The organism is Belliella pelovolcani, from assembly GCF_900156785.1.
Lineage (GTDB): Bacteria > Bacteroidota > Bacteroidia > Cytophagales > Cyclobacteriaceae > Belliella > Belliella pelovolcani.
In genome coordinates, this window is sequence record NZ_FTOP01000005.1 from 161,952 (window position 1) to 174,725 (window position 12,774).

Annotated in this window: 12 protein-coding genes; 2 read left to right on the plus strand and 10 right to left on the minus strand. The window is 39.2% G+C overall.

Annotated elements, in window-relative coordinates; all coding sequences use genetic code 11:
• Positions 1–106 precede the first annotated feature (106 nt).
• The 5 genes from BW935_RS07740 to pruA form a co-directional block, all read right to left on the minus strand.
• Entirely contained in the window at positions 107–1,150 is a 1,044-nt protein-coding gene (locus tag BW935_RS07740; RefSeq protein ID WP_076500225.1) for a proline iminopeptidase-family hydrolase, read from the minus strand.
• A 292-nt stretch (positions 1,151–1,442) separates the two neighbouring features.
• Positions 1,443–2,555: a DUF4221 family protein gene (locus tag BW935_RS07745; protein WP_076500227.1), complete on the minus strand. Its 1,113-nt coding sequence runs from the start codon at positions 2,553–2,555 to the stop codon at positions 1,443–1,445.
• Positions 2,552–3,733 (minus strand): 6-bladed beta-propeller, encoded by a 1,182-nt coding sequence (locus BW935_RS07750; protein WP_076500229.1) that lies wholly within the window; start codon positions 3,731–3,733, stop codon positions 2,552–2,554. The genes BW935_RS07745 and BW935_RS07750 overlap by 4 nt, the downstream gene beginning before the upstream one ends.
• A 76-nt stretch (positions 3,734–3,809) precedes the next feature.
• Complete coding sequence (locus tag BW935_RS07755; protein WP_076500231.1) at positions 3,810–4,961, minus strand: hypothetical protein; 1,152 nt, start codon at positions 4,959–4,961, stop codon at positions 3,810–3,812.
• 410 nt (positions 4,962–5,371) lie between these two features.
• On the minus strand, positions 5,372–7,009 hold the full coding sequence (gene pruA, locus BW935_RS07760; protein WP_076500234.1) for an L-glutamate gamma-semialdehyde dehydrogenase: 1,638 nt from the start codon (positions 7,007–7,009) through the stop codon (positions 5,372–5,374).
• Between the two features lie 200 nt (positions 7,010–7,209).
• On the opposite strand from pruA, the gene BW935_RS07765 reads away from it, so the two are divergent.
• Entirely contained in the window at positions 7,210–7,710 is a 501-nt protein-coding gene (locus BW935_RS07765; RefSeq protein ID WP_076500237.1) for a hypothetical protein, read from the plus strand.
• Here BW935_RS07765 and BW935_RS07770 read toward each other — a convergent pair.
• The 4 genes from BW935_RS07770 to BW935_RS07785 are packed head-to-tail and all read right to left on the minus strand — an operon-like array spanning position 7,707 to position 10,038.
• On the minus strand, positions 7,707–8,315 hold the full coding sequence (locus BW935_RS07770) for a hypothetical protein (RefSeq protein WP_076500240.1): 609 nt from the start codon (positions 8,313–8,315) through the stop codon (positions 7,707–7,709). The two genes, BW935_RS07765 and BW935_RS07770, sit on opposite strands and share 4 nt — an antisense overlap.
• Before the next feature lie 12 nt (positions 8,316–8,327).
• On the minus strand, positions 8,328–8,906 hold the full coding sequence (locus tag BW935_RS07775) for a hypothetical protein (protein WP_076500252.1): 579 nt from the start codon (positions 8,904–8,906) through the stop codon (positions 8,328–8,330).
• Between the two features lie 47 nt (positions 8,907–8,953).
• Positions 8,954–9,649 carry a YjjG family noncanonical pyrimidine nucleotidase gene (locus BW935_RS07780; protein ID WP_076500255.1) on the minus strand — a complete coding sequence of 232 codons (696 nt, stop codon included), beginning with the start codon at positions 9,647–9,649 and terminating at the stop codon, positions 8,954–8,956.
• Between the two features lie 5 nt (positions 9,650–9,654).
• Positions 9,655–10,038 carry an ArsR/SmtB family transcription factor gene (locus BW935_RS07785; protein ID WP_076500258.1) on the minus strand — a complete coding sequence of 128 codons (384 nt, stop codon included), beginning with the start codon at positions 10,036–10,038 and terminating at the stop codon, positions 9,655–9,657.
• Between the two features lie 158 nt (positions 10,039–10,196).
• On the opposite strand from BW935_RS07785, the gene BW935_RS07790 reads away from it, so the two are divergent.
• Positions 10,197–10,814, plus strand: a complete 618-nt coding sequence (locus BW935_RS07790; protein WP_245802665.1) for a carboxypeptidase-like regulatory domain-containing protein — start codon at positions 10,197–10,199, stop codon at positions 10,812–10,814.
• Positions 10,815–11,360: 546 nt separating this feature from the next.
• Here the strand turns inward: BW935_RS07790 and BW935_RS07795 are convergent.
• Positions 11,361–12,770 carry an aminopeptidase P N-terminal domain-containing protein gene (locus tag BW935_RS07795; protein WP_076500260.1) on the minus strand — a complete coding sequence of 470 codons (1,410 nt, stop codon included), beginning with the start codon at positions 12,768–12,770 and terminating at the stop codon, positions 11,361–11,363.
• Positions 12,771–12,774: the final 4 nt, after the last annotated feature.

The following is a 12,774-nucleotide window of genomic DNA, read 5'->3' on the forward strand; positions in this document are numbered from 1 at the left end:
AAATCAAAAAAACGAAGAAATTGAATTTTTTGTGATTAGGCATGATTACAAAACTATTTAACCTTTGGGGTTTCAAAAACCCCAAAGGTTTGTTGCTTTTTGAGATTTACTTACCTCTAGAGTCTACATCTTTAATGAACTTGATTAGCCCCTCGAAGAATACTTTTTGATCATCATACTGAGCTAAATGACTACCATCTGGACAAAACAAGTATTTCCCATCCTGGACTTCTGTAGCCATCCATTCCATGTGCTTGGGGTCCATGGTGTCATGGCCTGCACCTATGACTAGGGTAGGTACTGAGATGTTTTTGAGATCTGCTCTTCTATCCCAACCTTTGAGCGTTGCTCCTGCTGTGATGCCAAATTCAGAATGTCCCTGCATATACACGTAGATGTTTGGGTTTACATGGGTGAGTGACCTGATGACAGCTTCTGGCCATTCATCAAGTGGCATGCGCAATACGTGGTATTGGTAATGATGCTCCATTAGAAGTGCTTCGTAGTTTGGATTATCAAAATCTTCTTCTTCTTCTATTCTTAAGATTTCCTGAAAAACTTCTTTTGGCATTTGAGGCCCGAGCACTTCTTTGGCGTATTTTTCATATTCATCTAGACTAGCCATCATATTGGAAATGATCAGCCCTTTGAGTTTGTCTTGGTGCTTGAGTGCATATTCCATAGCGAGCATACCTCCCCAAGATTGACCAAAAAGGTAGAAATTATCCTGGTTCAATCCCAGCGCGGCTCTTACTTGATCGACTTCATCCACAAATCGGTCTATGGTCCATAATTCTTGGTCTTCAGGTTGATCAGAATAATAAGAGCCTAATTGGTCGTAATAGATGAATTCTATTCCCTCAGCAGGGAAATATCCATCGAAGCAGGAGTACAATTCATGCGTCATTCCAGGGCCTCCATGAAGTAAAAGTACTTTCATTTTTGGGTTGTTACCAACCCGTTTTGTCCATACTTTGAATTTACCCTTGGGTGTGGTGATAGGGATCATTTTTATTCCTCCTTCAAACTGATCGTCACGATTGGAGAAGTCTAGGTAAGCATCGGTTGATATTCTTTCATTTTGCGTTGTTGTTGTACATTGCAAAAGGAAAATGGACAGAACCAGAAGTGTAATCGATGATTTTTTCATAGGGTTTGTTGGTAGGGTGGAGAATTGTATTGATATTCAATAATAAGAACTGAATGTACTCAAAATCGTGCTTTTATCCAATGTCAAATCTGGCATGCAGGAATTCAGTTGTTGGGGCGTATGTTTGACGAGCCTACCTTGATCAAAGCCAGTTTTGCTTATGAACAAGCTACCAAGCATAGGAAATCACCAGAATTTAAATAATCATTCTAAAGAGAATTATGGATAGGGATAAAATTTTAGCTTATTATTTTAATAGAATAGACGACAAAAGTTTCGAATTGGATCAAGTTTAAAAAGTAAGCCTTACGTACGCTTCTCTGTCATCAGATGCTTGATTTTGGAGCTTGAGGTAGAAGCCTGAAGGTGAAGCGAAACCCCTCGGAGCAAAATCAGCAGTAGAAAAATCTAGTTCTCCTAAGTATTCCAAGTCGAGATTCAGCAGGATAAAACTATTTTTGGAATTGAATTGCTTCTCAACGACTTCCTGAGAGATGATCAGATGGCGTAAAATCAGTTTTTGGTAATTATCCACCATCAGGGACTTGTATCGGCTAGTTTCATTGGATGGTTGGAATACTGTATATTCTCCTCTGCTTTCAGTTTTTCCTTTCTGAAAGATCAATGGGTGTCTGCTTCCTGCATAGACCCAAGATTGCTTACCGTTTTTGGATATTAGGAGTGAATCTGTGACAGGAAAACCTATCAAATGTTGATCAGAGCTTGAATCGTAAGTATGATAGTATACCCCTAACTCGGGGTCATCCAAATGATCTTGGTATGTTTTAGGGAAGTTGAACTTCACGATAGGCTCAGCGCTATTTTCCTTAAAATCAAACGTCCAAACCCAATCTTTGTAGGCGAGTAAAGGTTCTTTTAAAACAAATGGGACATCTGTCACGATCAATCTTTTATTTGCTTCATTCCAATGCATCAGGCTAGAGAAAGCATTGAAGTTAGCTGCCATTCTATCACTAGGAAGATCTGGAAGTGGGATTTTTTGAATCACTTTTCCACTCAAGTCTGTTTGAATGATTTGCTTCTGATCTGAAATAAAAAATATACCATCTTTTGTGATCAAGTTGCCTGCGATAAATCTACCTATCCCATCTGGACCTTCTTTTTCAAAAGTAACTTTCTCTACCAATGCTCCTGAGCTGTAGTCATATTTCAGCAAGCTGCTGCCCACAAACCCCAATAAAAATTCAGCAGCTCCACTTTTTTGGTAGGTGAATAGTTGAGGTAAGGATTTGGTTTCAAGGTCTTTTTCCAAATACAGCGTGTCTTGGATGTAAGCTTTTAGTTCCCCTTGGTAAGACATGGTCATGTCTGTACTTTTTTGAGTACAAGAGAAAGCAACTGCGCCTATCAATACAAGCCGAAAGGATAGAAGACTGTATTTCATGGTTTGATCTTGTATTTCAACAGGATAGGGTCTTCCTCATCATTGAGTTGTCCAATTGCAGCTTCGAGTTTATCGTTATATTTCCCAAAAATTTTCGACTTTACTGCAGCTTCAACAGCTTCAGGATAGAGTACCTCATAATAGTAACCATCTTTGCTATACCCTTTTCCATTGATTGAGGAACCGAAGGCATTGGCCAAGTGATATTTCATACTTGGGTAATGGATGTATAAATTATAAATCGGGAAGCTAGATAAATCATCTTCGTCAATTGCTTCATTCTTTTTGATGCCAAAAATCAATATTCTAATCATGTCTCCTGCGGTCGTAAGCGCCCCCACGTTGAAGCTGAATTTTTGATTGGTGATCACTGTTTCAAAAAATTCATCAGCGTCTGATCGGATGGAGACGGGGAGGTTGTTGTCGGCTAGATTGAGCGCAACCAAAGGTCTGATGCTATCTTGAAAGTGGTATATAGTATCTGATGCACCAAAATTTAGCGCAAAGGAGTTATCAGATAGTGCTCCTATTTGTCCCTCAACCAAGTTGGATGTCACCTCCCATGCTTTTGGATAAAGCGCCTCTTTTTCTTTGTTGGCCTCGTTGAACAGGTAGAATGGATGATACTGATTGTTTGCATCGTTTTCATACCCTAGATCAGAGACAATCAGCCATCGATCTTGATCGATTTTTTTGAAGTCAGGGATAAAGGGGATTTCTAAGCCCTCCATTGTTTTGGTTCCCATAAACTCAAAAGTCTCTTTGTCATACAGCTTGGCAGATCCTCTTTGGTCCCAAATGGCGATTTTGCCATCATACCAATCCAAGCCATTGAGAAATGGATACTCTTCAGGTCCATTGCCTTGCTTTATGAATGTTTTGAGGTACTTGCCACTCTTATCAAATACGTGAATAGAAGCATCCTGATAGTCACCCGTAGAAAAGTAAAGGTGCTCATCTTCTAGTATGAATGCTTGATTATAGGAAAGTTTCAGTGGGTTTTCATCTGGAATGATAAAGGGGATAAACTCTATAGCTTCAATGATTTCATCCATGGGTTTGATTTCCGCAGCTGTGATATTGAGAGTTTGGAAAGTCGTAGTGGCGTCTTTGTCACTGCTACATGCTGTTAGGATGGTCAAAGTAATCACCCACGCGAAAGTTAAATTCTGATTCATCTTGATTAAAAGTAAGTTGAGAAAACTAAAAATACTTACCTAGATGGTTTAAGCAAAATTTTTCCTTGTTTTTTTATTATTTAAAAACTCTATTAAGATTATATTTCATTAATACATATTCGTCTTCGGATTTTTGATTGGGTTGATTAATGTAAAATATACCATCATCAACAAAACAGCTTTCCAAAGAATTATCATTTGGTATCTTAAAATCTAAAATGGCTTCTAAAGTCCAATTTATATCATAAATCAAAATTTGATAGTCTTTTTCTAGCTTAGAAGAATTTCTGACATCCATAGCTTGGAGTTCATCCTCACTCAAATTCTTTGGCAGTCCAACTATTCGGAGATATTTTTCAATGTTGTTATCGTATAAAAGCTTAATGTTTCTATGACTTTTTGGGTTTGGATTCCATTGTGCACTCATTCCATTTCTTTTAACCAAGTCTGGAAAATAAGTGAAGTTTTGTCCATTATTCACTTTGATTTTTTGAACAACCTTACAGTCTTTGATTTGATAAATTGAATCAGATAAAGCAAACATATACCAGAACTCTTTATTTTGAGTGTTCTCAACCCCTAGAGAAAGTGTAGCCGTTGGGCTATCAGAATAACTCTCGTCAAAAGGTGACTTAAGGTCTGAAATGCATTGGATTCCATTTTCTAAATCCAATTCCACGACCCAAGACCGAAAATCTATATTAAATCCACCTTTTACGGTCATCAATTCAAAAGGGTTAAAGATTATTTGATAAGTGCCTTTTCCAGTTTGTATTAGATTTCCAGATTCTTTTGAGATTTGAATAAATTTATCATTGGAAATTTCTGATATGGGTATTTTTTGAGAATGATGTAATTTCCCATTTTCATAAAGATGAAAATATCCGGATTGGTTAAACACGGCATAAGTACTTGAAGAAAGAACTGATGAACCATTCATTCCACCTTTCATGGCTTCAGGACCATCATTTGGAATTTGGTAAGAAAACGTTCTTTGACCTGATTCGAAATCAAATAGCTCGTATTTGTTGATTAACTCATTGACAAAAAATTTATTTCTGTTATCATTTACTGTTTTATTAATTTTTAGAATATTGCTGTCATTTGGTTTGAAAATAACCACATACCCATTTTCAAGTTCTGATAGATTTGCAGTCTTTATCAAGGATTCTTTCTCGGAACAAAATGAAAATAGAATAAGCATTGAGAGGAAAATGAGTTTTTTCATGGCTGAGTGGTATTAAGTAAAAATAATTTTTAAATATATAGTTTTAAAAACAAACGCACAAAAAAACACCCTAAGATTTATTTCTTAGGGTGTTTTGTTTTTATTGATATTGCTTTTGGTTACTAACCGATATTTAGTTCAACCCCATTCGGGGTTGTCCTATCCATCTCTTACTTTGATCCCCGGGTAGCAACCCGGGGCTAATTAAGGTTTAACCCTGCCTACAGCAGGCGGGCACTTCGTGGTTGTTATTCTTAGATTCAAGATTTAAGATAACCTGTTTTTAAGATTAAGCTTTATTTTTACCTGCACCCAAATATATCGCCGAAGGCTTATATCTATGTATATCGCGCAGTATATATCACTCTCTACCTCTCAAGATCTCGCGATGACAAAAACTTATCAGCTATCTATTTATCTTCACCAAGGAATGGATATTTGTAATCCACTGGAGATACGAAAGTTTCTTTGATTGTTCTAGGAGAAACCCATCTGAGCAAGTTGATCATGGAGCCTGCTTTGTCATTAGTTCCTGAAGCTCTTGCTCCTCCAAATGGCTGTTGACCTACCACAGCACCTGTTGGTTTGTCATTGATGTAGAAGTTGCCCGCTGCATTTCTCAATTTTTGAGTAGCCAATTCAATAGCATACCTGTCTGTTGAGAAAATTGCGCCAGTCAAGGCATAAGGAGAAGTTTGATCTACCAATTCCAATGCTTCTTCGAAATGCTCAGCATTGTACACATAGATCGTCAATACTGGACCGAAGATTTCTTCTTGCATGGTCGTGTACATCGGGTCTGTTACCACCAAGACAGTAGGTTCGATGAAGTAACCTTTAGATTTGTCGAAGTTTCCACCGGCGATCACTTCTACACCATCTGCTGCTTTGGCATCGGTGATGTATTTGGAGATCTTATCAAAAGCTTTCTCGTCAATGACTGCATTGATGAAGTTGGTAAAGTCTTCTGTTGGCCCCATTTTCATGGAAGCGAGGTCTTCAAGCAAGTATTTTTTTACATCACCCCATAGGTTGCTTGGAATGTAAGCTCTTGAAGCTGCCGAACACTTCTGTCCTTGGAACTCGAAGGCTCCTCTGGAAAGTCCCACGGCTACAGCTTTTGGATTGGCGGACTTGTGTGCGATTACAAAGTCTTTTCCACCTGTTTCTCCGACGATTCTTGGGTATGATTTGTATTTATAGATATTGTTACCGATGGTTTTCCAGATATTTTGGAATACGCCGGTGGAGCCTGTAAAGTGGATTCCCGCAAAATCAGGGTGATTGAATATCACTTCCCCAGTGGTAGGGCCATCTACATAGATCAAGTTGATCACACCATCAGGTACACCGGCTTCCTTGAATACATCCATCAAGACTTTGGCTGAGTAGATTTGCGTATAGGCAGGTTTCCAAACTACTGTATTGCCCATCATGGCAGCTGAAGTAGGTAGATTACCTGCGATGGCAGTAAAGTTGAATGGAGTCAATGCGAACACAAAACCTTCTAAAGGTCTTTGTTCTACTCTGTTCCATACTCCATCACCAGATACAGGTGGTTGCTGCCCATAGATCTCTGTCATGTATTTGACGTTGAATCTAAGGAAGTCGATAAACTCACAAGCTGAATCAATTTCTGCCTGGAAGGCATTTTTTGACTGCCCAAGCATGGTTGCTGCATTGATTTTTGCTCTGTAAGGACCAGCTAGTAGGTCAGCAGCTTTTAAGAAGATGGCGGCTCTTTGTTCCCATTCCATGGATTCCCAGGCTTCTTTTGCTCCCAAAGCAGCATTGATCGCTTGTTCTACATGAGATCTGTCACCTTCGTGAAAGTAACCCAGTACGTGCTGATGGTCGTGTGGGGGAGACATGGGCTTCTTTTTGCCTGTTCTCACTTCCTCAGAACCGATATACATCGGAACATCTACTTGCTGAGCTCTGAATTCTTTGAGTGTTTTTTGAAGTTCTATTCTTTCCGGTGAGCCCGGCGCATAAGATTTTACCGGTTCATTTTTAGGTTCCGGTACATTGAAAAAACCTTTAAGCATATGATTTGAGTTTATGTGATTTCTGAATGTGACAAATATAAGCAATGTGGCTTGGAATGCCTTTTTTATAGGGTTCTTTTATCTCGCTTGTAAATTCTATGAAATAGACGGTCATGTTTTATAATTAACTCTTTGACATAAAACATGAATTTATCAGAAATAGGAGGGAGTTTGTAGAATATTTATTTAGTTTTACTCCCATGTATTTAAGGAAGGTTTTATTGTTAGTCTCGGTTTTTATTTTTTCATGGCCATTGTCTGGAATCAGTCAAAATGACTCGAAAAGAGAGGCGATTTATCTAGAAGGGTTGGGGTCTGGAATTATTTACTCTTTCAACTATGATTGGAGATTCAAAGATCAAGCTAATGGATTAGGAGCTAAAGTTGGCTTGGGATATACCGCGATAGATGGTGTAAGGGTTACTACAATTCCTTTTGCGGCCAATTATTTACTAGGAAAGCGAAAGGGCTTTTTGGAACTTGGCTTAGGTGCCACTGTGGTTTTATTGGCACAAACCAATGCATCTGCCGCAAGTTCAGACCCTCGATTTTCAGGCAGTGGATTGATTTTCAATGGAATTGTTGGATTTAGAAGGGTAAGCTCTTCTGGTTTTTTGTGGAGAGCAGGTTTTACTCCGTTTTTTACTGGCGATCCTGCCGAACTTTTCGTTCCACAGATTTCGATTGGATATGCATTTTAGAGAAAAATACCAGCTTTCGGGCCAATAAAAATTCCTCTTGTATTGAGCTTGCTATCTAAAAAGAGACCTCCCTCTATGCCTAGATGGACTTTATTGGCCAAGATTTTCTTTATACTGTAGGTTACTGGGAAATGAAGACCCACTTTGGTATCTCTTACCCAAGATAACCCAGTGTAAAGTCCTCTTTCTTCATCAAAATTTTGTGCTGCATAATATTCGTCTTTTTCTACAAACCCACCAAGTCCAAGTCCAACACTTCCTTCTAATTTTAGAGGGAGCTTTACTTTTCTTCTAAATGTAAAATATAGATGGTCAGTAATCACTGTTGCAGAGGTGATAAAGTTTCCAAAAGAAAGTGGTGTATTTGCTAAAGATGCTTTTTCATAGTTAAATACCGAATGATTGATGGCTGTGCCCATTTCCCAATTGTCATTTATTTGAAATAACATACCAAAATTCATATTGAAGCCCATTTTTGGTAGTTCATATTCAACTTGGTTTGGTACTCTGTAACTCCCAAAACCAAGACTCAAATCTAAATTTTGAGCTGAACTACTTATCATCACGGCCTGGAATAAAAGGAAACATAAAAGATATTTTTTCATAGGAGGTAAAATTTAAAATCTAAAGCTAAACTCTGGGCCTACATGGAACCCCCCAAAAGTATAAAAAGGTGTAAGAAATGCACCTGTTTTTATCCCAATGATGATTTGGTCATTCAAAGGTTTGTTAAGATTCAATTCCAGAGGCATGGTGAAATCTCTTTTGAAATCTTTTTTTCCAGATAAATAATTCTTTTCTCCTTCCCAGTGCTCCAAGAAGTAACCGATACCAGTTCCTGCATGAAACTCCCATTTATTTTTCAATTTGAATTTCCTTAAAAAAATAAAAGAAACGGCATTGAAGCTCACTCGAGACTTTTCCTTTCCGAAACGTTGACCATTGATTCTTTCCTCTGCTCCAGCTGGTGAAAAGTGAAATTTACCATGGAGATAATTTGAGGATAGGGAAAGTTTTTCATTGAAGTGGTAATTGAATTTGATTCCGGTGCTAGCTCCTACCTCTCCATCTACATAATACCAAAAATCTATTGGTGTAAAAACACCCCCATGGATTCCGATATCGTAGTGTTGGCTATATGCTGAAAAGGAAGTAAAAGAGAATAATAAAAATAGAACAATTAAATATTTTTTCATGTATTTGAACTTTATTGCTCTAAAACTAATGTAATTTTAGTTTTTTATCACAATAATTTCTCCAATTCTTTCAAATGCTTGATCGTATGAGTTGGCTTCATGTCAATTCCTTTGCCATGTGGGTCAAAATATACTTGATCAATATTTGCATTGATGGCACCGAGAATATCTGAATTAGGATTGTCTCCGATCATGATGACATCCTGATTATTGATTCCCAAGTTGTCTAGCGCATATTGGAAGATTCTCGGGTCAGGCTTTTTGTGACCCGTAGTCTCTGAAGTGACGATCAGCTCAAAGTAAGGGCTCAGTCCAGATGCATTCAATTTTTTGGATTGGCTTTCATTGAAGCCATTGGTAATGATGTGCATGGGATATTTTGGCTTGAGGTAGTCCAAAATCTCCAAAGCATATGGGAAAAGGTATTGCTTGGTAGACGTCCTATGCATGAAGTCAGGCTCAAGCCCAACAGGTACTGAGTCGGGGTCTACACCAGCATTCTCGAAGACCAGCTTGAACCTCGTGGCTCTAAGTCCCTCTTTGTCGATCTTACCGACATCATAGAGTGCCCAAAGTTTGAAGTTGACATTGTAGAAGGCTTGAATAAAATCTTGCGGACCAGCGATGCCCAACTTTGCCAATTGGAATACATCATAGAGTTCAGAAAGTGATTCTTGGACATTGCGGTCATAGTCCCAGAGCGTATGGTCTAGGTCGAAGAAGATGTGTTGGTATTTTTTCACTGGATTTACTTGCGGTAGGGATTGTTTTGGATCTTGTTGATGGCCAACTCCCGGTTTGAAAATAGGATATGATACACTTCCTGATCTTTGATCAGGTTGATGTCTTTTTGTATAAACTTAAAAACTTGCTGAATGATTTCTATGGCTTCGTCTAAGATGTAATAAAAAGTCCACTGGTCTACTCTTCGGCTGCCGACTAGACCTGCATTTTTGAGGTATATCAAGTGGCGGCTGGTTTTGGTTTGGGTAAAATCAAGGATATGCTCCAAATCAGAGATTGAAAGCTCTTTGTTTTGCATTAGCAAATGGAGTATTCTCACCCTAGGCTCTTCCGAGAGTGCCTTGAAAATCCGCATCCCGTAGCTCAAGCTGATATTCTTAAGTCTCATTAATAACTTTTAACAGAGAAATTCGGTTTGAAATTAAGTAAATCAGCCGAAAATAGGCTAATATTATACCGTGGTTTAAACTTAGCCTATTTCAGGTCGTAAATAAAATAAAACGATAAAATTTGGACTCAATTATAAAAAATATAGCCTCTTTTCTTATTTTGTTTTGTTTGGTCTTAGTATTCAAGCCTACCCAAGCGCAAGACCAACAGGAGAGAAAAGTCATCCAACTGTCTGGAATCATCCTCAATGCCGATAGTACCGACGCAGTACCCGGAGTCAATGTTTATGTGCCCAAAAAGGGTAGAGGAACAAGTTCTGGTCGATTTGGGTATTTCTCCATGCCAGTATTAGAAGGTGATTCAGTGGTTTTTAGTTTTATAGGTTTGAAAAGACAGGTATTCAGTGTGCCAGATAATGTAGCAGATGACAAAATCAGTTTGATCGTCACCATGCAAGAAGACGAAATTGCCCTTGCTGAAATCGAGGTCATGCCCTATCCATCCGAGGATGAATTCAAAAGAGCGATATTGGCGATGAATTATGATGCGCCGATGACTGTAGATACCAGGGGAAGCTTGAGTCCAGAGACCTTGCTTCGCTATGCAGAGAATATGCCAGCATCGGGTAATGAAAACTTCCGTGGATTCCAACAAGGTCAAATTATGCAAATCCAAGACCGGTACGGCCCTAGACCTTTCAGGTTGCTAGATCCATTTGCTTGGTCACAGTTTATTCAGTCGATCAAGAGAGGGGATTTGAAGAAAAAGGATTGAGGAAAGGATGATTGAGGAATTTAAAGGATGAGGGATGAAGGATGAAAAGGTGGGATTGTAAATTTTAGATTGAAGAGATGATGCAATCAGCTCCGAAGTACCTGTCTACTGCAGGTAAGGTTGAATCTTGAATAACTTGCTGTGGTGGAGAGCTGGGCTTCAACTTGGAGGTGAAGTTTGATGACGTTGACAATAACCCCGAATGGGCCTGCCTGGCGTCAGACAGGGTTAAACTTTCAATACTTGTCCGCCGTGGCGGAGCCCCGTATGAAATGCGGGGAATAAAGATAGTAGGTGTAAATACAACAACCCCGAAGGGGTTGAACTTCTTAATTTCAAAAAGAAAAGTATTAACTATTATTAGGTGACAAGGATGAAGGAGGGTGATTGAGCTTTTTGAATATCATTAATATTAGATTAAAAAAACCGCTGAATGATTAAGATTCAGCGGTTTTTGTTTTTATGCAGGGTAGCAACTAGCACTTGACTCAGATGGAAGATTTTATCCAAACTAAATCTGGGTAATCTGCGAAATCTGTGAGCTATTTACTCCATTGACTTCATTAGCTTCTGCAAAATCCCTTCTTCTTGCATGACCTTCTCAATATCAGCTACGCTGCGAGGAACAAATTCACTTAAGTTTTCATGGCCATTCTCGGTGATCAGGATATTGTCTTCGATTCGAATACCTATTCCCCACCATTTCGGATCGCAATCGGAGCCTTCGGGGATGTAGATGCCTGGCTCAATTGTGAATACCATGCCAGGTTCTAGTGGGCCATAGCCACCACGGTCATGCACATCTAGCCCCAAATGATGACTTACTCCATGCGGGAGATATCTGTGGTTTTGTCCTTTTTTGATAATGCCTAGGTCAGCAAGTCCTGCATCGATGATTTCCTTTGATATCTGACCTAAAGTCCTGAAATCAGCACCGGGCTTGCTGGCTTTGGTGGATTCTTCTAGTGCCTTGAGGACGATTTCATATATGGCTTTTTCTTCAGGAGAGAATTTGCCTTTTACTGGGACTGTTCGGGTGATATCACCGGAGTAGCCTCTGTACTCTGCCCCAATGTCCATCAGGATTACACCTTCTTGCAAGTCTCTTACGCTATTGTACACATAATGGAGGATAGTAGAATTATTGCCAGCTCCAGCGATGGAACCATAGCCAACGTATTCTGCTCCCATGGCTTTGTGTACAAATTCATGCACACCTTGGATAGCTCTTTCGGAAACTCCCGGTTTGATGGATTTAAAGGATTCGATGTGGCCATGGCCTGAAATGGCTACTGCTTTCCTTAAGATTTCAATTTCTTCGGCAGTTTTGATGCCGCGCATTTGATTCATGATTTGACTCAAAATCTGGTCTGCAGGTCTAGCAGGGCTTGGGTTTACTGCTTTGAAAGCATCCACCATTGCCCTGAGCGTGGCATTGTGTCTACCACCTTCTATCTCAGGTAGATTGAAAGAAAGTGTCTGTGAAAACTTGTCAAAATCTACCGCTGGTTTTTTCAAAAAGTCTGTATTCAAATAGGTGTGTTTGATTTTGAGTTTGTCTTTTACACCTTCGATACCCAAGCGCTCTCCGTCCCATTGCTCTCTACTGGGATCTCTTGGTTGTACAAAGATCATTTCAGAAACCATTTCCCCAGCGATATTTTGAGGGGTTTTGAAAATAATCAAAGCAGCATTTGGCTCTCTGAAACCTGTCAAGTAATAGAAGTCAGAATTGGGTCTGTATTCAAATTCAGTGTCGTTTGACCTGTTCTTGACAGGATTGTTGAAAAATACTGCTACAGCATTTTCAGGCATCTTTTCGCGAAGCAAGTCTCTTCGACCTTGATGGAATTCAGGGCTCAGTCCATCATCAAACCAAGATTGTGCGAAGCTTGGTATAGAGAAAGCCAGAGAAATCAGGATGCAAAATGATAAATAAAGCGTATTTCGTTTCATTTTT